We start from the raw sequence: 18,279 nt of genomic DNA, 5'->3' as shown, positions 1-18,279 counted from the left end.
CTTATTTTAGTAATGATGCTCCAAATGATAAAAATAAATAAAAGACTGCTTTATATAACACAACCGGTGGCTGAGGCCTTCGAAGCCACGGACATATAAAACGCATGAACTGACAATTTCACAACCTTAAAATTCCCGTCCATCAACCCGAACCTACAGGTTTAAAACCTCAGCAGATATGTAAATAACCTTACTAGATTGGTTAATGACCTAAAAGCACAGGTTTCAATCATAAAAAAAATCCTATATAAAAACTTAGTAACCTTTTAGGCGAAATCATAGATTGCGAAGTCGAACGTATTGAAAGAATTTAAAATTGAATATGTTTAAACAAAATCTTAACAACTTTGGACAAACAAAAAAAGTCAGATTCTTCTGAGAATATCAGCAAGAACCTAACTTTAAAAAGAAACTATATAAAAATTTTTAATCTAAACTGGATAATTTCCTATCTCAGATTGATTACTTTGTTGAAAACTTTTCCTGCCTGTTCTACACTGATAATATAGTTGTCGGCTGTATTCGGGTTTAAATCGAAAGTGATATCCAGCTCACCATTGGTTGCAGATTTATTCGAATTGTAATAAACGGTATTTGAAAAATCTGACACCGTGATCTTTACTGAATTTTTTAAACCTGAGAAATGCAGTTTTGTTTTATTTCCGTCTAAAGAAAATTCAGGCTTCACGATTTCTGCCACAGGCGTTTTATCAATGATCACTTTTTTATCAGTGTCAACATTTATTTTATATTTCTCAATCTTAGTTTCAGATTCTACGATTAGGTAATAAATACCTGATTCAAGATCTTTAAAATTGTAAGATTTGGCAACGCTCTTATCTGAATTTAAATCTTCAGAAAGCAATTCACCATCATTTTCACTGAAGATTGTTACAGAAACATTTTTTGCATTTGATACTTTAAAGGTTACCGATTCTGCTTCAGCTTTTCCAAATGAAAGAGAAAAGTCTTTGTCTTTACTCATCGCACTAACTGAAAGAGATAGGAAACCGATCATCAAAACTGATTGTAATACTTTTTTCATAATATAAATTTTTTCATTTGTTAATACTGCAAATTTAGATCAAACCTCAACGCGGTTCTACTGTACAATTGCCTTATACATGTGCTATTTTAACCTTAATATTAATTATTTAAATTGTATTTGTTAATTTTGCATACAAATAACGGTACTGATATGAAACATTCGCATCCCACCTTCGAAGCTGTGAAACCCAATCTGGGAAGCAGTTTCACGAGTCTGAAGTTTTTGAAAAACGAAAATATCAAGTCACATGTATGGCATTATCATCCTGAAATTGAGTTAATTTTCGTCTGTGGCGGCTCCGGTAAGCGGCAGATAGGAAGTAATATATCTTATTTTTCAGATGGAGATCTTGTTTTAATGGGATCCAACCTCCCTCATTGCGGAATGACCAATGAAAATACCAACAACGATTACGAAATGGTCATCCAGTTTAAACCCGATTTTTTAGGTGAAGAGATTTGGAATTTGCCTGAGATGCAGAAGATTACCAATCTCCTGGAAAAAGCAAAAGCGGGAATTGTGTTTTCGGAAAATATAAAAAAAGAGGTAGGTTTAAAAATTACCGAAATGCACGACTCATCTTCTTTGGACAAGCTGATGAAATTCATCAAGATTTTGGAAGAACTCGCCTCAACACAGGAATACCGTATACTAAATGCCGGAAAATACTACCTCCAGACGCAGGTGGAAGATAACGAGAGGATCAATCATATCTTTAACTACGTGAAAGATCATTTCAAAGAACAGATCACTTTGGAACAGATTTCTGATCTGGCAAGCATGAAAGTACCTTCGTTCTGCCGTTATTTCAAGAAAATTACCAATAAAACCTTCACACAGTTTGTGAACGAATATCGAATTACCCATTCCCTTAAACTTCTAGCTGAACAGCCTTTAAGCATAACCGATGTCTGCTTTGAATCTGGTTTTAATAATTTCAGTTACTTTAATAAAACGTTCAGAGAATACACGGGCAAAAGTCCGTCGCAGTACAGAAAAGAATTTAATTTCTTATTAGATTGACGTGATTTTGGATTTCCAAACTCAATCGGAAAAACCACGTCAGTTCGGGTAGATTTTTGAAGAAACCGTATCGAGAACTTGAAAACTGCCCAATAAAAAAACCGCATCCAGAGAATACGGTTTATATTTTAAAATGCTGTTACAGCACATTTGTATTTTCAAAACGAAAATTAATCCGCCATTACCTCACCAGACTTTCTGTAGATGAAATTTCCGTAGATATGTCTTCTTGCAAAACGGCTCGGAGAATCAGCATTCACCATTTTGATATAGGTATTTCTCGGAACTCCGATGTATTCAAACATTTTACCGTTCAAATGCTGAACTTTCAGAATTGATTTTTCCAAATAAAAATCAGTGATGATAGAAGTAGTAATCGTTTCTGTGTATTCTTCTTTATATTTTTCCTGCGTTTCAGGGTTGATGCTTACCAAAAAGTGATAGGCTTCAATCACAGATTTGCTTTTTTCTTCCGCTTCCAGTTTTCCTTCTTCATTATTCACAAATTTATCAGGATGCGTATCTTTCATCACATTTCTGTAAACTGTTTTTAAATCTTTCAAAGTAGCGGTATTGTCTACCTCAAGAAGTTTTCTGTAATCACCTATTTTTTTCATAACGTACAATCCTTATTTCGGGGTGCAAAATTAGGCTTTTTAATTTTAAAAACCGTAAGTTTTTGATTATTAATTTATTTGGAACTAAAAATTCTGCTGATAAAGTTTATTTTACATTGAAATTCGCAAAACATCCTTCATCATCTCCCCAATTTTCTCCTCTATGAAACCAACTTTATCCTTCTTCACCTCATTCAAGATCACCTGCTGACTTTCAGGAATTTCAGAATATTTTTCCGCCCAAAGATTAATTTCTATCAGCAAAGGAAGCAGATTGATGCCTTTTTCGGTCAGCTTATATAATACTTTTGCCTTACTGTCAGGGTGATCCTGCTTGCTGATGATTCCGTTTTCCTCAAGCATTAAAAGACGTGAAGCCAGAATATTAGTCGCTATTTTCTCGTCAGATTTTAGAAATTCTCCGTACGTACTCTGTTTTTTAAACATCAGATCTCTTACAATGAGCAATGACCATTTGTCTCCCCATACGTCTAATGAGCTGCTGATGGGGCAATCTGATCTCTTTTTTGAACTCGGCATAAAATTATTTTTAAATAATGAAATAAAAACACTTGCGTTTTGAAAGTAATTTTATAGATTTGTACTTGCAAAACGCAAGCAAATTTACCGAATTAAATTTAAAATACAATGGAAAACATTCTTTTTGATGCTTACAAGAGTAAAAACTTAGATCTGAAAAACCGTATCGTGATGGCTCCAATGACCAGAAGCCGTTCAGATAATCCAGAAAATAAAGCAACCGAACTTATAGCAAAGTACTACCAACAGAGAGCTTCCGCCGGTTTGATTATTACAGAGGGTACATTCATCAGTCCGGAAGCAGTTGGTGTTATCAATGTTCCCGCAATATACAGTTCAGCACAAATAGAAGGGTGGAAATTGAGTACAGAAGCAGTTCATCAGGAAGGAGGGAAAATTTTTGCACAGCTTTGGCACACGGGCGCATACTCTCATCCCGATTTGCACAACAGTAAAAAGCCTTTGGCTCCGTCAAACGTTAATCCTCAGCAACAGATTTTTACGGCTACAGGTTTTCAGACGAGCGAAGAGCCTCAACCGATGACTACCGCAGATATCAAACAGACCGTGAATGATTTCAAGCAGGCTGCACTTAATGCTTTTGAAGCTGGTTTTGATGGAGTAGAACTTCACGGGGCGAATGGTTATCTTCTACAGCAGTTTTTCAGCAAAAATTCCAATCTCCGCACCGATGAATACGGTGGTACGGTAGAAAACAGAGCGAGAATTCTTTTTGAAATTATTGATGCCATCAAAGAAGTTGCAGATCTAAAAAAGGTTGGACTACGTTTAAATCCTTCGCTTAACGGAATTATGGGAATCTTAGTCGATGACGAAACCATTGAACTTTACAATTACATCGTCAACCGTCTCAACGGTTACGATTTGGCATATTTACACTTGATAGAGCCTTTTACAGACGTTTCAGGAAATTCAAATGCTATTCAGGAAGTAGCAAAACATTTCCGTAAAATCTACAACGGAACCATCATTATCAACAGAGGCTTTAACAGAGAATCGGCAACAAAAGTTTTACAGGATGGCGATGCAGATCTGGTTTCTTTTGGAACTCCTTTTATATCTAATCCCGATCTGGTAGAGCGTTTCAAGACCGATGCGCCGCTCAATCAAGCGGATCAGGCGACTTTTTATACGCCTGGCGAAAAAGGCTACACCGATTATCCGACTCTGAACATCTAAAATAATTTGGGCGAACGGCCGGGCTTTCCGCTGTATCTTTTGTTTCACAAAAGGATGCCGCTGCAATCCCTTTCGCAAACCCTACCATAACCACAATACACAACATTCAAACAAAACAAAAAAAATGAAAACAACAGGAAATACAGTATTCATCAGCGGCGGAAGTGCCGGAATCGGTTTAGCCATAGCAAAAAAACTGAATGCAGAAGGCAACAGAATAATCATCAACGGAAGAAATGAAGAACGTCTTCAGAATGCTTTACGGGAACTCGACAGTGCTGTAGCAATTCAGGGCGATCTTTCAAATGAGGCAGACAGATTACGCATTGCAGAAGATTTAAAAAACAATCATCCCGAAGTCAACATCATCATCAATAATGCAGGTGCAGCATTTGCCTATTTGCTGAACGAAACCCAAAATGCACACGAAAAAGCAGCGATCGAAATGAACACCAATTATTTCAGTGTCATTCATTTTACAGAACTTTTACTTCCTCATTTAGCTCAAAAAACAGAAGCTGCGGTAATCAACATATCATCAATTGCTGTATTTAGAAGCCATAAAATGTTGCCTACTTATAGTGCATCTAAAGCAGCTTTACATGGCTACACACATGCATTAAGACAAACTTACGAAGAGCAGGGAAATGTTATGATTTACGAGGTGTATCCCCCCTTAGTTAATACAGATTTCTCTGCTGAAATCGGTGGCGCCAATGGAATTGCACCTTCTGAAGTTGCTGACGAATTGTTTTTGGCACTTGCAAAAAATAAGTTTGATGTTCCGGTAGGTGATTCTAAGTTGTTTTTTGCAAAAGAATTAGCTTAATCTACTGAGAAAAATTCTTTTTTGAAAATTTCATCAAAATTACACCCTTCAGGGTTGGGGAATTAATTTTGATGAAATTTGAATATGATTTAAATTATTTACAAGGAGTTTTTCACCTAGAAAATATTGTAACATGGAATTAAAAGGAAAAACAATTTTAATTACTGGCGGAGCTTCCGGCATTGGTCTGGAAGCAGCAAAGCAGTTTTCAGAAATCGGAGCTAAAGTCATCATCACAGGCCGGAATCAGCAGAGATTAGATTTGGCTAAAAGACAGTATCCCAATCTTACGGTGATCAAAAGTGATGTTTCGGTGGCACAAGATGCGCAGGAGCTTTTTGATAAAGTGTCTCAGCTTGGCGGTATTGATATTCTGTATAACAATGCTGGTGTGGGATCTGCTCCGATCAATTTAGGAGTTCCCAACGAAAGGCATCTAGAAAATGCAGCTTACGAAATGGAAATCAATTATTTGGGCGTCATCCGGCTGAATAATATTTTCCTGAACATGCTTCAGTCCAGAAAAGAAGCAGCGATTATCAATACCGCTTCCATTCTGAGTTACGTTCCGTCATTGGTTGAAGCAACCTATTCAGCATCCAAAACCGCTTTGGCGTTTTATACAAAATCACTCAGAGAACATCTGCGAATAAACAGCAGCAAAATAAAAGTATTTGAATTGCTTCCTCCGGTCGTTGATACAGAAATGACTGCTGCCAGAAAAGACAAAAAAATCACAACTGAAGAACTGGTAAAAGGTTTGATTAATGGATTAAAAAAAGATCAGTTCACCATCAGAATCGGTGATGCGAAGTTGGTGTATTATCTGAACAGATTTTTTCCTAAATTAACGTTCGGGTTGGTCAATCCAAAGAATCAGGAACAAGTTTTAAAACAAAACTCAAGACATGAAAGCATTTAGTATTAGCCGTTACAAAAAAGACAGTGAACTGAAATTGGTGGATGTTCCCGAACCGGTATTGAAAGAAAATGAAGTTTTGGTGGAGATTCACGCTGCCAGTGTCAATCTTTTAGACTCAAAATTAAAAAGTGGTGAGTTCAAATTAATTGTCCCTTACAAATTACCGTTGATCTTGGGGCACGATGTCGCAGGCGTCATCATAAAAGTCGGTTCAAAAGTGAAAAGCTTTAATGTGGGTGATGAAATTTACGCCAGACCTGCAGATTTTCACATCGGAACTTTTGCGGAATTTATTTCGATCGATAAAAAAGATGTTGCTTTAAAACCAAAAAACCTGACAATGGAGGAAGCGGCTTCCATTCCTTTGGTTGGGTTGACGGCTTGGCAGGCTTTGGTTGAAAAAGCCAATATTCAGAAAGGTCAGAAAGTTTTTATACAGGCCGGATCGGGTGGAGTAGGAACCTTCGCCATTCAGTTGGCAAAACATCTGGGTGCGACGGTAGCAACCACAGCCAGTGAAAAAAGTTTTGAATTTCTAAAAGATCTTGGTGCCGATGTTCTTATTGATTATAAAAAACAGAATTTCGAAGATCTGTTGAGCGGTTACGATTTGGTTTTAAACAGTCAGGATCCCAAAACACTTGAGAAATCGTTTGATGTTGTAAAACCGAACGGTAAAATAATTTCCATTTCCGGTCCGCCAACACCTGTCTTTGCAAAAGAATTTAATCTTCCCTGGTACGTAAAATTTGCGATAAAACTGCTGAGCAGTAAAATCAGAAAAATTGCAGAGAAAAAAAATGTCAACTATTCTTTTCTCTTTATGAAAGGTAATGGAAGACAGTTGGCAGATATTACAAAACTGATAGAAGCAGGAAAGATAAAACCTGTCATCGACCAAGTATTTCCGTTTGAAAATACCAATGAAGCTGTAAAATACGTAGAAAGTGGCCGTGCAAAAGGAAAAGTGGTGATTAACATGAAATAATCTTTTATAGATTAAAAAAGGCAGGAGTTTCACAACTCCTGCCTTTATAATTTACTGAACTAAATTTCTTTCTTTTTCAAAAGCTTCAGATGCTTCTCTTGAAGCCTCTACCATTGCAATCAGCGCTTTTTCCGTTTCATCCCAATGACGGGTTTTCAAACCACAGTCAGGATTTACCCAAAGTTGCTGTGCAGGAATTACGGCTTGTGCTTTTTTCAGCAATTCTACCATTTCCTCTTTTGACGGAACTCTCGGCGAATGAATATCATACACTCCAGGACCAATCTCATTCGGATATTTAAAATCTGCAAAAGCATTCAGCAGTTCCATCTGACTTCTGGAGCATTCAATTGTAATGACATCGGCATCCATATCGGCGATATTCTGGATGATGTCATTGAATTCTGAATAACACATGTGGGTATGAATCTGCGTGGCATCTTCTACACCGCTTGCCGAAATTCTGAAAGCTTCAACCGCCCATTTCAGATAAATCTGCCAGTCTGATGTTCTCAACGGAAGACCTTCACGAATTGCAGGTTCATCAATCTGAATAATTCTGATTCCTGCTTTTTCCAAATCATTCACTTCATCACGAATCGCCAAAGCAATCTGTTTACAGGTTAACGAACGCGGCTGATCATCGCGCACAAATGACCACTGAAGAATCGTTACAGGTCCCGTCAACATTCCTTTGACCCATTTTTGAGTCAAAGACTGAGCGTATTCTGACCAATACACCGTCATCGGATTCGGTCTGTGAACATCTCCGAAAATAACGGGAGGTTTCACGCAACGGCTTCCGTAGCTCTGAACCCAGCCGTTTTGGGTAAAGGCAAATCCGGCCAGCTGTTCGCCGAAATATTCCACCATATCGTTACGCTCAAACTCTCCGTGAACCAACACATCGATCCCGATTTCTTCCTGCCAACGGATTGTTCTTTCTGTCTCCTGTTTCAGTAAAGTATCGTATTGTTCGGCATTTAATTCTCCTTTTTTAAATTTTGAACGCCACGTTCTCACTTCTTTAGTCTGCGGAAACGAACCAATAGTCGTCGTTGGAAATAATGGAAGCTGCAATACTTTCTGCTGAGTTTCTTTTCTTACATTGAAGGGGGAATTTCTCTGCGCATCTTCCTCTGTCGTCACATCTATACGGTTTTTCACGTCCTGATTGTGAATTAATGAAGATGTTTTACGGTTTTCAATTGCTTTTTTATTTTCGGCTAATTCCTGTAAAGTATTGTAGTCCGGATTTTCTGATGCTAATTTTTTCAAATTTACAATTTCATAAACTTTCTGTTTTGCGAAAGCCATCCACTGTTTAATCTCAGGAGAAAGAATATATTCATTTTTCTCTGAATCCAAATCGAAAGGAGAGTGGAGCAATGAACAGGAAGGTGCAATAAAAACTCTGTCCGAGCCGATTTTCTCAACTGCTTTTTTAATAAAATTTAAAGATCGTGTGAAATCATTTTTCCAGATATTTCTTCCGTCAACAATTCCCAGCGAAAGACTTAAAGTATTTGGAATTGTAGTTAAAACTTTATCCAACTGTTCAGGCGAACGAACCAGATCAATATGCAGAACATCGATCGGGAGGGAAGTCGCCAATGAAAGATTGTCTTTTAAACCTTCAAAGTAAGTTGTCACGATAAATTTCAGATTAGGGAATTGTTTTCTGATTTCAGCATAGATCAACTGATAGGTCTCCTTGGCTTTTTCATTTAAATCTAAAGCTAAAAAAGGCTCATCAAAGTGAATATATTCCGCACCATGATTTTCCAGTTCTTTTAAAATCTGGATATAAACCGGCAATAAATTCTGTGCTAGATCTAATTTATCGAAACCTTCTTCTTTTTCTTTACCCAATAATAAATACGTCAATAAACCGATGATTACGGGCTTTGCATTGATTCCAGCCTGTTTGGCACTGATGAATTCCTGAACAATTTTGTTGGAGAATAATTTGAATTCCTGATTTTTCTGAAATTCGGGAACGATGTAGTGATAATTGGTGTCAAACCATTTGGTCATTTCCATTGCCGTAATATCCAAACCTTCTTTCTGAAAACCTCTTGCCATCGCAAAATACAGATCAGTTTCAGATTTTTTGAAAGCGATTTCCTGATAACGCTCAGGAATCGCTCCCACCGTAAGAGTCATATCCAAAACCTGATCGTAATAAGAAAAATCGTTGCAGGGAATCCAGTCTATTCCTGCATCCTGCTGTAATTTCCAATTGTTTTGAGTAATGGTTTTTCCGACTTCCAGTAATTTGTCTAAAACAATTTTGCCCGACCAATACTGCTCGCAGGCTTTTTTGAGTTCTCTGTTGCTACCAATACGCGGATAGCCAAGAATGTGCGTTTGCATTTCTTAAAAATTTTAAATTAAACAATGATTTTAAAACTTCACAATACTTTTCTGTAAAAAAGCATTTTCATCCGGTAGAGGCAGGTCTCCTGACTTGTAACAGCTTCTGTCATCCTTCCCGTTTTCACAGTGGATATTCTTGGACAAAAACTTTTGGAATATTACTTACAGTTGCGCGACAGCTCGTGATTTTCACACGATTCCCTTTTCATTTATTTTACATAAAACCTTTCCGTTTGATGAAGTATGTGAAAGAACAATTTCTTTGGTAAAGATAATATTTAAGTGAATTGATTGGTTTAAATTGAAAAATAAAGGATGTTGTTTGGTTTTATTTATTTGAATCAGATTAATATTCTTTACATTTGAAAATTATAGTTTTAAAAAGAATATTATTCCGTGGAAAGATTAGACGAAAAGGATATTCAGCTCTTGAGAATCCTTCAAAAAAACGCAAAACTGACCGTCAAAGAACTTGCAGCCGAAGTAAATCTCTCGACATCGCCAGTTTTTGAGAGAGTAAAAAGACTCGAACAGGACGGATTTATCAAACATTACGCAGCGGTTCTGGAAGCTGAAAAACTGAACCGTGGTTTTACTGTTTTCTGTCAGATCAAACTGAAAATTCATGACCGTTCGGTAGGAAATCAGTTTGTGGAAGATATTTTAAAGATTGATGAAGTTGCCGAATGCTACAACATCTCAGGCGATTTTGATTTCCTGCTGAAAGTTCAGGTGCGCGATATGAAACATTATCAGGATTTTGTTTTCAATAAACTGGGATCAGTAGATTCTATCGGAAGCACGCACAGCACTTTTGTGATGGCAGAGGTGAAGAATACGCATGGATTGAGTATTTAATCAATGCGTTCAAAAGGAATAATTTTATGATCGATTAATTTTTTTTTCAGCTTATTTGCATACTGATGAGCAAATTTTTCTTTTTCGACTTTTGGTAAACTAAAGTAATAATCATTTCTTTTTTCATAAGAATCATAATCTTCTTCATTCTGTTCGGTCCTGAGCACAACATTTAAATAATGAACATAATGTCCAAATTCATGCAATAAAGTTCTATACAGTTGTGTATTTCTTGAAGACTGTGGCTTTAGTTCAGAAACAAAATCTCTTTTACTTTCGGTAAAAATATGACCATCTTCTTTCAATCTTAAAAATTCTTTCTGATCATCAACAGTTTGTATTTTAGACAAAATTATTTTTTATTTAAATCAATCGAATCTAATCTAATATTATTGCTGGATAAGATTCGTTTTCAAATTCAAAACTGTAGATTATTCTTCCCCAAACCTGAGAAATTATTTCTTCTTTTCTCTTGGGCTGGCGAAGAATAATAAATCTCATATCCCCATAATCAGCTTCTGGGATATGTTGAATGATTTTCACTAAATCATTTACGGAGCAGGAATGAAGACAGTTCTCACGAGTCTCTTCAATAATAAATAAAAAATCATGACCATTGATGTTTCTAATCTCTGTCTGATATTTTTCAATTCTTTCGTAAAAAGATTTCAGTGTTCCATATGGTATTGAGATTTGGAGTCTATTGTTTTGACCAACACCCTGATTTTCGGTGCCTATATTTCTATTTCTTCTTGTTGGGTTAAACATTAGTGTAGAATTTATTTCTATTCCTGATCCAGATACGTCAGCTTTGCATCTTTCACAAACTCCTCAAAACTCATATTTTTAACAGCTTTAGAATTTGTTAATTCAATAAAGTAAATAATCGGATTCGGCAGATTTCTATTTTTCGTAGTTAATTTAAATCTCTTCACCTTTTCATTGACATTTAAAAAAGGAAGCTCGGTAATTTTTATAGAAATATTATTCACATCAAACGATGCTTTCGGATCTTTTTGCAGTTTTAAAAATCTTTTTTGGGTTCTATCTGTGGTTTCATCAAGGAATTTCTGCATCTGATACTCTGTGAGCAATTGCGGGTAGATCAAGGCTTCTTTTAAAATTTGAGCAGTCATCTTTTCATATTTTTCAAGAAAAATTACTTTATCATCAAACTGGATATAATTTTCTCTAACTAAAATTTTCCCTTCAAATTTTTTATAATTTTTCTTTTTGTATTCAGCTTTAAAATGCTCTACAGCATGTTGATCTTTTGAACTTAATACTTCTTTCTTCTGACCAAATGCAACAGTAGAAAATAACAGACAAAGTACTAAAGAAAATTGCAATTTCATAATTTTAATTTTAAAATAAATCTACACTAAATTTTTAAGCCTGACATGCTGAAGCAACATAATGGTTTTCGCATCTTTTATTTCACCTGATTCAATCATCTGTAGCGCTTTTTCGATCTCGATTTCCAAAACTTCGATGTCTTCACCTTCATCTTCAAGTCCGCCGCCTTCCGCTATTTTCATCTCACTTGAATATTCTGCGATGAAAAAATGAAGAATTTCTGTTACAGATCCGGGTGACATATACGCTTCAAAAACCTTTTCAACCTTAGATATTTTGTAGCCGGTTTCTTCCTCTGTTTCACGGATGATGCATTCTTCAGGATGGTCATCATCTAGCAATCCTGCGCAGGCTTCGATCATCATTCCGTCCGCATTTCCATTGATAAAAGTGGGCATCCGGAATTGTCTGGTCAAAATTACGTTTTTTGTACTGGTATTATACAATAAAATCACGGCACCATTTCCTCTGTCGTAGGCTTCTCTGCTTTGGGTTTCGGTGGTTCCGTCCTTTTTCTGAACGGTAAATGTGATCTTTTTTAAAGTGTACCAGTTATCCGAAAGGACCTCAGTTTTCTCAACTTTTATGTTTGTATTTTGCATAGATTTTACAATCTTTTTATTTAATTAATTTCGTTTTAATAAGTCTTCCAAAGCTTTTTTTAAACCCGGAAATTTAAATTGAAAACCTTCATTTTGCAATTTTTCTGAAGACGTCCTTGAGCCTTCGAGCAATGCCACAGACAATTCTCCGAATATCAGCTTCATCACAAATCCCGGAACATTGGGCATAAACATAGGCTTGTCTAAAACTTCCGCAATTTCCTTTGTGAAATTCTCATTGTCGGTATGTTGGGGTGCAGAAGCGTTGTAAGCACCTTTTACGTTTTCGTTTTTCAAAGCAAATTCAAATATTGCACTGAGATCGTCGATATGAATCCACGGAATATACTGTCTTCCCGTTCCAATGGGAGACCCAATCCCAAATTTTACGGGAACAGCCATCTTTTTCAAAGCACCTTCTTTTTCAGAAAGAACAATAGCTGTCCGAACTTTCACTACTCTTTCTGCTACACCGCTTTCTAAAAATCCGTCTGCTGCTTTCTCCCATTGAATTACGACTTCACTTAGAAAATCATTTCCTTTTTCGTCATCTTCTTTAAATATTTTTTCGGAAGTAATCGCTCCGTAAATTCCAACGGCTGAAGCTGAAATAAACGATTTGAGTTGTATGTTTTTTTCTTGTAAAGTTTTTAGGATCAATTGTGCAGAATCTACACGGCTGGTGATGATTTCTTTTTTCCGTTTAACAGTCCATCTTTTTTCAGAAATATTAGCTCCTGCAAGATGTATAATGTGACTAACATTTTCGAACGCTTTGTCGTCTACAGTTCCTTTTTCAATATTCCATTCAAAATCATTTTCATGTCTTTGGGTGCGTGTTAAAAACCGAACAGTATATTCGTTTTCAAGTTTTTTCGCTAAAACTTTTGCGACCGATCCGCCGGCTCCGGTAATTACTACTACTTCCTTCATGTTTTGATTTTGGATATTTTTTAATTCTTAACGATCAAAATATAATCATCATCCAAAAGTTTATATCCCTGGTCGTAAACAAATTTGTATTCCGAACCATTTTTATAAACTTTAATTTGTGTAAAATAGTTAAAATCAAATCCTAAGCCAGTCAATTTGTTTTTAGCGATTTTGGTTTTTCCTTCAACATTGGTCTCGCTTAAGATCCGGTAATTACGGCGGAGTTTATTATTCACATTCCGCATCAGATTACTCGAATCTTTATTCTGTTTGTTATTGTAAGCGTTTCTACAGGCATCATTGCAGAATTTTTTATCTGATCTGCCGATGATTTTTTCGCCACATTCAAGGCATTCCATACTTATTAATTTTTCAAATTGTGTTGGTGTTTTTTATGTAAAAGCCGCTTCCATTTTTTACTTGTAGGGTAGCTTCTGTTTTTGGTAATATTATTGAAAAATAAGGCTACCAATAGTAAAATGATGCAGCCCGATAAAACAGGAGAAAGCACATACCAGTAACCTAAATCAGCGATTTTCCCTGGCGAGGTTACAGCGATTAAAGCTGTTGCTCCACCTGGTGGATGAAGAGTTTTGGTGTACTGCATCAAAACAATAGAACATGCGACAGCTAATGGAGCCGATAGCCATAAAATGTCAGGAACAATCTGATAAATGGTAACGCCAGCCAATGCGGAAATTACATGGCCGCCAACCAGATTTCGCGGTTGAGCCAATGGACTTTGAATGGCTCCGTAAATCAATACACTTGACGCGCCAAAAGAACCGATAAGGAATATGTTTTCTTGCTCCAGAAGATATTGTGACTGCAGAAAGGCGATAATTCCAATTCCGAAAAAAGCGCCGAGAAAAGACCAAAAATGTTCTTTATAATCAACAAGCGTTTCTTTGTAAATTACATATTTTGATACACGGTAAGTTCGTCGCAGCGTCTTCTTCACAGTTTCTGGTATTAAAATTTAAATATACAAAAATTATCCGTTTGTAAACGGCTGTTCTTTTACCACAAAAGAGGTGATTCAAAAAGGAGTAAATCAAAAATTTATATTAAATGAATATTCTTAACTAGAAACATGCTTCGACAAGCTCAGCATGACAATTTTACTTCTAACCGCTTGATTTATGCGATGTCAGTCTGAGCCTGTCGAAGACTTCACCAATTTTTAAACTAAATCTAAACAGTTAGTATAATTGTCCGAAATTTTGTCTCTTTTGTCTTTGTCGAATCTATAATTTACGGTAAAAAAAGTACTCTTTAATTTTTTATTCTCAGAAAAAAGTTTCAATTTTGCGCCATCAATGGGGTGCTGCACGATTGCGGCTGAGATGATACCCGGGAAATTTTTCCACACCTGATTCGGATAATGCCGACGTAGGGATTTTTTTGATTTATCATCTCATCATTTAATTTTATACAAGTTAATTTGATGCAGGAAATTTTATTCAAGACAACTTGGCCGGAATGGTTTGGGGTCTTCTTTTCAATTTTTCAGGTTTTATTGGCCCGAAAAAACAATTCAAACAATTATCTTTTTGGTATTGCCGGAATTTCACTTTCGCTGTATGTGATGTTTTTCGCAAAACTGTATGCGGAATTTACCTTAAATCTTTACTATTTAGTGATGAGCATTTACGGCTGGCTTTACTGGAAATTCGGTAAGCAACAATCTGAAGCAAAGATTTCTGAAACGACCAATCAGGAAAAACTAATCACCGCAGGAATCGTGGTTGGAACATTCAGCCTTTTCTGGTTTTTTCTAACTCATTTTACCGATTCTGATGTACCTATTTTAGATTCACTGGTCAGTGCTTTTGCATGGGCGGGAATGTGGTTAATGGCTCGACGAAAAATTGAAAACTGGATTTTACTGAATGTCAGCAATATCATAGCAATTCCTTTATTAATTCACAAAGATTTATATCTGTACGCTGGTTTGACGGCTTTCCTGTTCATCGTCGCGATTTCCGGTTACATAGAGTGGCGAAAAATTATCAAATCCAAGTCTTTGAAAGTCGCCTGATTTTTAAATACTCACGCAGATCTAGCAAATATTGCAAATTTTATCATCTGCAAAATCTGCTTAATCAGCGATCGATAAAAAAATAAAAACCAAAAATCTCAGTGATAAAGACATCAATTCAAAACGAAAACAGAACCATGATTACGCCTGAAGAAATCAGAAATGAAATGTTGGGAGCGTCTGAAGTTTCTCCAAAAATTATGAATCTGAATCATGAGAAACGGTTGCTTCAGATTTGGGTTCCCAAAAAATACGGAGGCTTGGGTTTACGGTTGAAAGAAGGACTATCTGTTCTGTTCGATTGGTCTCAAATAGATGGAAGTCTGGGCTGGATGCTAACGTTATGTTCGGGAGCGAATTTTTTCTCAAGAAATTTAAAACCAGAAATCGCAACGGCACTTTTCGCTAACCCTAAAACCTGTTTTGGCGGAAGCGGAATGATTGGCGGAACAGCAGAAAAGCAAAACGACGGAACTTTCATCATCAACGGACTTTGGCATTTTGCAACGGGAGCGCCACACTTAAGTCATTTTACTTTAAATGCTACATTAACTGAAAATGGAAATCCTTTATTGGATGAATCGGGTTCTGAAATCATCCGTTCGTTTGTTATTTCTAAAGATCAGGCAGAAATTATTCCCAATTGGAAATCGATGGGCATGAAAGCTACCGGAACGTATTCTTTTAAAGTGAATAACACAAAAGTTTCTGAAGATTACAGTTTTGTTTACGATGAATTTTTTACGGATGATGTTTTAGATAAAATTCCATTCAGGATTTTTGCAGATTTGACTTTATTGGTTAATTATCTTGGAATGGCGTCTCATTTTTCGGAGGAAGCGATTAAAATTAGGCCTAATCTCGATTTGAAACTGTTTAATCAAATGATCAGTGGTCATGTGGAAAAATCATTTCAGTTTGCCGATGAGATTGAGATGCTCCTGAATGATATTAAGTTTATAAGCCCTGAAAAACAATCTGAAATTCACAGTTTCGCAACCAGTTTGGTAGAAAATTTATCGCATCAGATTTTGGAAATTTATTTTCAGTTGGGACTTCGGGCAACGCATACAGATTCTGAAATGTATCAGATTTTTTGTGATTATTTTACAGCGACGCAGCATTCGAATTTTAGGAGGGAGCTATGATTTTTTCATAAATTAATAAAAATTGTACATAGAGTCTTTCTGCATGAAGATACTGCGGAAAACAAAGCACAAATATTTCGTTTTTAAAAGTTTAGAACCAAAGAATTACTATTGTACTTTGCAATTTTGCCCCTCACTATTGTAACTCTTGCTAGTGGTTCATTCTTTTTCAGGTCTGTCAATTCTCGGTAATTGATGCAATTTGTTTTTCTATTCTAGAATTTTCAAGTTTGACTTGCTGCTCTATATTTTCGTAATGAAAAGTCAAGGCGATTTTTGATATTTATCAATTCTTTTGTCAAGAAAATTTATGCCTTTTATTTTTAATTTCAGTTCGTCTGTTTTTATTTTTACTGTTATGTGATTTTCTGTTGTAATTGTTCCTTGCAAAATGTCGCCAGCAATAACAAGTCCACGTCCTGTAATTTTGAAACTATCTGAAATATCAAACTTTGCGATTGTGTTCACCTTTTTCTTTCCGATAAGTTCATAAAATTCAATTCCCCCAATTTTTTGTTTTTAAGAAAGTCAATAATAATTGTACCTTTTTTAGGATGTTCAACAACAATGTTGTCATCAAATTGCCATTCAGCTCCATTTTGATTAGCATTGGTACTGTCAACAAACTGAAAATAAGCATTTCCTCGCCATTGCCCACCTCTGCATTCTTTCAATGCCTTTATAGTGTCTTGTCTCAATGGTTCTTGTTGCTCTAAAAGTTCAATTATTTCTTTTATGTTGATGTATTCATTCATAGTATGAACGCTAATGTTTTTGGCTTTGGAATGATGGATAATAAAGAACAAATTTTCAATCGAAGAATTATCTTTGAATTTATAGTTTTACACTACTACTATAAACACATGTTTGCAGCTGGTATTTTTTATCGTTCCCATGTTTTTCTAATCAGTTTTAATAGTGGAAATTCTTTTCTTACATTCGGTTTGTTCAATGGTATTTTGTTATTGTCAATTTGTGCAGTAACTATTTTGTTATCATTTTGATTGTCTTCAAAATCCTTCATTTCTAATTCAAAGCTTTCGTTTTCGTCAAGTGGCTGTTTCAAGTCTGCACCACCCTTATGTGTAAATTGAACATAGTCTTTTGGCGGTGTTGGCAGTTTGCTTTCACATTCCTTTGAACACAAATTTGTCAAAAGAGGTAAAATGTCTGTTCCAACTTTTAAAGAAATCCAAAGTTGATTTGTTTGCTCATAAGTCATTGTCTTATTACACACACTACAATTTACAGTGGCACCTAAATACCTAATTGGGTTATGAGTTAACTGAGGAAATTCCATTCTGTTTTTCCAATTACCATACAAAGCTCTTGTGCTTACTCTGCTGTCTTTAAGGTTTTTACACTTTGTAATTTCATATGGAAACCAATGTAAATCATATGAAGTGTAAGGGTCAAAATATTCAAGTGCTTCCATTTCTCCAATTTCTGGCGGAATACGTTTCAGTTTACTTCCATAAAGCCAAACCTTCGTAACATTTTTTAGTTTTGATATTGTCTCGGGTAAGGTGTGTATTTGATCAAACAATTCTTGTCCGAGTTCTTCAACAGGTGAAAATTCCTTACGGTTTTCAATAGCAACTTTGTCAACATAATCACAAAGTTTTTTCCAAGCAACAGAATTTCTGTCTTGCACGTTATTTTCTATTTTAGATATTCTTATGTTCATTGTCGATTTGTTGGGATTGTGGCTGATCTACACTTGCTGATACAACCAAATATACGAAATCTTTAGTTTCACATAAAAAAAATAATATTATTTAAAGTGTTGTTTTTG

At 35.8% G+C, this 18,279-nt stretch carries 22 protein-coding genes and 2 riboswitches; of the genes, 8 read left to right on the top strand and 14 right to left on the bottom strand.

Features of this window, described 5'->3' with window-relative positions; all coding sequences use genetic code 11:
* Positions 1-448: 448 nt before the first annotated feature.
* A complete protein-coding gene (locus AR685_RS02355) occupies positions 449-1,045 on the bottom strand; it encodes a hypothetical protein (protein WP_059123596.1) in 597 nt (198 codons plus the stop codon).
* Positions 1,046-1,198: 153 nt separating this feature from the next.
* Between AR685_RS02355 and AR685_RS02350 the strand changes: the two genes are divergently transcribed.
* Entirely contained in the window at positions 1,199-2,071 is an 873-nt protein-coding gene (locus AR685_RS02350) for an AraC family transcriptional regulator (RefSeq protein ID WP_059123595.1), read from the top strand.
* Positions 2,072-2,241: 170 nt separating this feature from the next.
* Here AR685_RS02350 and AR685_RS02345 read toward each other — a convergent pair whose 3' ends face one another.
* Both AR685_RS02345 and AR685_RS02340 read right to left on the bottom strand, forming a co-directional pair.
* Complete coding sequence (locus AR685_RS02345; protein ID WP_047444253.1) at positions 2,242-2,688, bottom strand: KTSC domain-containing protein; 447 nt, start codon at positions 2,686-2,688, stop codon at positions 2,242-2,244.
* A gap of 111 nt (positions 2,689-2,799) precedes the next feature.
* Positions 2,800-3,228 carry a winged helix-turn-helix transcriptional regulator gene (locus AR685_RS02340; protein WP_059123594.1) on the bottom strand — a complete coding sequence of 143 codons (429 nt, stop codon included), beginning with the start codon at positions 3,226-3,228 and terminating at the stop codon, positions 2,800-2,802.
* Between the two features lie 108 nt (positions 3,229-3,336).
* On the opposite strand from AR685_RS02340, the gene AR685_RS02335 reads away from it, so the two are divergent.
* From AR685_RS02335 to AR685_RS02320, 4 genes are all read left to right on the top strand, one after another.
* Positions 3,337-4,428, top strand: coding sequence for an alkene reductase (locus AR685_RS02335; RefSeq protein ID WP_059123593.1), 1,092 nt, complete (start codon positions 3,337-3,339; stop codon positions 4,426-4,428).
* Positions 4,429-4,552: 124 nt separating this feature from the next.
* A complete protein-coding gene (locus tag AR685_RS02330) occupies positions 4,553-5,257 on the top strand; it encodes an SDR family oxidoreductase (RefSeq protein WP_047444249.1) in 705 nt (234 codons plus the stop codon).
* Between the two features lie 133 nt (positions 5,258-5,390).
* Positions 5,391-6,179, top strand: coding sequence for an SDR family oxidoreductase (locus tag AR685_RS02325; protein ID WP_047444248.1), 789 nt, complete (start codon positions 5,391-5,393; stop codon positions 6,177-6,179).
* Positions 6,166-7,167 (top strand): NADP-dependent oxidoreductase, encoded by a 1,002-nt coding sequence (locus tag AR685_RS02320; RefSeq protein ID WP_047444247.1) that lies wholly within the window; start codon positions 6,166-6,168, stop codon positions 7,165-7,167. Before AR685_RS02325 ends, AR685_RS02320 begins: the two co-directional genes overlap by 14 nt.
* A 51-nt stretch (positions 7,168-7,218) precedes the next feature.
* Here AR685_RS02320 and metE read toward each other — a convergent pair whose 3' ends face one another.
* The gene (metE, locus tag AR685_RS02315) at positions 7,219-9,543 is read right to left on the bottom strand and encodes a 5-methyltetrahydropteroyltriglutamate--homocysteine S-methyltransferase (RefSeq protein WP_059123592.1); all 2,325 of its coding nucleotides are present in this window, start codon (positions 9,541-9,543) and stop codon (positions 7,219-7,221) included.
* Between the two features lie 61 nt (positions 9,544-9,604).
* Positions 9,605-9,790, bottom strand: a riboswitch (cobalamin riboswitch).
* Between the two features lie 152 nt (positions 9,791-9,942).
* Here metE and AR685_RS02310 point away from each other — a divergent pair.
* On the top strand, positions 9,943-10,404 hold the full coding sequence (locus AR685_RS02310) for an Lrp/AsnC family transcriptional regulator (protein ID WP_059123591.1): 462 nt from the start codon (positions 9,943-9,945) through the stop codon (positions 10,402-10,404).
* On the opposite strand, the gene AR685_RS02305 is transcribed toward AR685_RS02310, so the two are convergent.
* From AR685_RS02305 to AR685_RS02275, 7 genes are read right to left on the bottom strand one after another with little or no spacing between them, the layout of a single operon-like run.
* Positions 10,401-10,754, bottom strand: coding sequence for a hypothetical protein (locus AR685_RS02305; RefSeq protein WP_059123590.1), 354 nt, complete (start codon positions 10,752-10,754; stop codon positions 10,401-10,403). The genes AR685_RS02310 and AR685_RS02305 overlap by 4 nt on opposite strands.
* A 28-nt stretch (positions 10,755-10,782) precedes the next feature.
* Positions 10,783-11,172 carry a hypothetical protein gene (locus tag AR685_RS02300; RefSeq protein ID WP_059123589.1) on the bottom strand — a complete coding sequence of 130 codons (390 nt, stop codon included), beginning with the start codon at positions 11,170-11,172 and terminating at the stop codon, positions 10,783-10,785.
* A 17-nt stretch (positions 11,173-11,189) separates the two neighbouring features.
* Positions 11,190-11,759, bottom strand: a complete 570-nt coding sequence (locus AR685_RS02295) for a hypothetical protein (RefSeq protein ID WP_059123588.1) — start codon at positions 11,757-11,759, stop codon at positions 11,190-11,192.
* A gap of 21 nt (positions 11,760-11,780) precedes the next feature.
* The gene (gene nudK / locus AR685_RS02290; RefSeq protein ID WP_047444241.1) at positions 11,781-12,362 is read right to left on the bottom strand and encodes a GDP-mannose pyrophosphatase NudK; all 582 of its coding nucleotides are present in this window, start codon (positions 12,360-12,362) and stop codon (positions 11,781-11,783) included.
* A 24-nt stretch (positions 12,363-12,386) separates the two neighbouring features.
* Complete coding sequence (locus tag AR685_RS02285) at positions 12,387-13,295, bottom strand: TIGR01777 family oxidoreductase (RefSeq protein ID WP_059123587.1); 909 nt, start codon at positions 13,293-13,295, stop codon at positions 12,387-12,389.
* A gap of 20 nt (positions 13,296-13,315) precedes the next feature.
* Positions 13,316-13,654: a hypothetical protein gene (locus AR685_RS02280; protein ID WP_047444239.1), complete on the bottom strand. Its 339-nt coding sequence runs from the start codon at positions 13,652-13,654 to the stop codon at positions 13,316-13,318.
* 5 nt (positions 13,655-13,659) lie between these two features.
* Positions 13,660-14,256: an HPP family protein gene (locus tag AR685_RS02275; protein WP_047444238.1), complete on the bottom strand. Its 597-nt coding sequence runs from the start codon at positions 14,254-14,256 to the stop codon at positions 13,660-13,662.
* 349 nt (positions 14,257-14,605) lie between these two features.
* Positions 14,606-14,711, top strand: a riboswitch (TPP riboswitch).
* Between the two features lie 28 nt (positions 14,712-14,739).
* Here AR685_RS02275 and pnuC point away from each other — a divergent pair.
* On the top strand, positions 14,740-15,336 hold the full coding sequence (pnuC, locus tag AR685_RS02270) for a nicotinamide riboside transporter PnuC (protein WP_059123586.1): 597 nt from the start codon (positions 14,740-14,742) through the stop codon (positions 15,334-15,336).
* Positions 15,337-15,437: 101 nt separating this feature from the next.
* Positions 15,438-16,484, top strand: a complete 1,047-nt coding sequence (locus tag AR685_RS02265; protein ID WP_228376370.1) for a hypothetical protein — start codon at positions 15,438-15,440, stop codon at positions 16,482-16,484.
* 264 nt (positions 16,485-16,748) lie between these two features.
* On the opposite strand, the gene AR685_RS02260 is transcribed toward AR685_RS02265, so the two are convergent.
* The 3 genes from AR685_RS02260 to AR685_RS02250 form a co-directional block, all read right to left on the bottom strand.
* Positions 16,749-16,952, bottom strand: a complete 204-nt coding sequence (locus AR685_RS02260) for a hypothetical protein (RefSeq protein WP_059123584.1) — start codon at positions 16,950-16,952, stop codon at positions 16,749-16,751.
* A complete protein-coding gene (locus AR685_RS02255; RefSeq protein WP_059123583.1) occupies positions 16,949-17,239 on the bottom strand; it encodes a hypothetical protein in 291 nt (96 codons plus the stop codon). The genes AR685_RS02260 and AR685_RS02255 overlap by 4 nt, the downstream gene beginning before the upstream one ends.
* A gap of 128 nt (positions 17,240-17,367) precedes the next feature.
* The gene (locus AR685_RS02250; protein ID WP_117584610.1) at positions 17,368-18,171 is read right to left on the bottom strand and encodes a leucine-rich repeat domain-containing protein; all 804 of its coding nucleotides are present in this window, start codon (positions 18,169-18,171) and stop codon (positions 17,368-17,370) included.
* Between the last annotated feature and the right edge of the window lie 108 nt (positions 18,172-18,279).

This window comes from Chryseobacterium sp. JAH, assembly GCF_001507335.1.
Lineage (GTDB): Bacteria > Bacteroidota > Bacteroidia > Flavobacteriales > Weeksellaceae > Chryseobacterium.
This window is presented reverse-complemented; position numbering and strand designations above follow the sequence as displayed.

Bases quoted from the DNA above. Each gene is read 5' to 3' on its own strand.
- AR685_RS02355 (WP_059123596.1), bottom strand. From the start codon at position 1,045: ATGAAAAAAGTATTACAATCAGTTTTGATGATCGGTTTCCTATCTCTT.
- AR685_RS02350 (WP_059123595.1), top strand. From the start codon at position 1,199: ATGAAACATTCGCATCCCACCTTCGAAGCTGTGAAACCCAATCTGGGA.
- AR685_RS02345 (WP_047444253.1), bottom strand. From the start codon at position 2,688: ATGAAAAAAATAGGTGATTACAGAAAACTTCTTGAGGTAGACAATACC.
- AR685_RS02340 (WP_059123594.1), bottom strand. From the start codon at position 3,228: ATGCCGAGTTCAAAAAAGAGATCAGATTGCCCCATCAGCAGCTCATTA.
- AR685_RS02335 (WP_059123593.1), top strand. From the start codon at position 3,337: ATGGAAAACATTCTTTTTGATGCTTACAAGAGTAAAAACTTAGATCTG.
- AR685_RS02330 (WP_047444249.1), top strand. From the start codon at position 4,553: ATGAAAACAACAGGAAATACAGTATTCATCAGCGGCGGAAGTGCCGGA.
- AR685_RS02325 (WP_047444248.1), top strand. From the start codon at position 5,391: ATGGAATTAAAAGGAAAAACAATTTTAATTACTGGCGGAGCTTCCGGC.
- AR685_RS02320 (WP_047444247.1), top strand. From the start codon at position 6,166: ATGAAAGCATTTAGTATTAGCCGTTACAAAAAAGACAGTGAACTGAAA.
- metE (WP_059123592.1), bottom strand. From the start codon at position 9,543: ATGCAAACGCACATTCTTGGCTATCCGCGTATTGGTAGCAACAGAGAA.
- AR685_RS02300 (WP_059123589.1), bottom strand. From the start codon at position 11,172: ATGTTTAACCCAACAAGAAGAAATAGAAATATAGGCACCGAAAATCAG.
- AR685_RS02295 (WP_059123588.1), bottom strand. From the start codon at position 11,759: ATGAAATTGCAATTTTCTTTAGTACTTTGTCTGTTATTTTCTACTGTT.
- nudK (WP_047444241.1), bottom strand. From the start codon at position 12,362: ATGCAAAATACAAACATAAAAGTTGAGAAAACTGAGGTCCTTTCGGAT.
- AR685_RS02285 (WP_059123587.1), bottom strand. From the start codon at position 13,295: ATGAAGGAAGTAGTAGTAATTACCGGAGCCGGCGGATCGGTCGCAAAA.
- AR685_RS02280 (WP_047444239.1), bottom strand. From the start codon at position 13,654: ATGGAATGCCTTGAATGTGGCGAAAAAATCATCGGCAGATCAGATAAA.
- AR685_RS02255 (WP_059123583.1), bottom strand. From the start codon at position 17,239: ATGAATGAATACATCAACATAAAAGAAATAATTGAACTTTTAGAGCAA.
- AR685_RS02250 (WP_117584610.1), bottom strand. From the start codon at position 18,171: ATGAACATAAGAATATCTAAAATAGAAAATAACGTGCAAGACAGAAAT.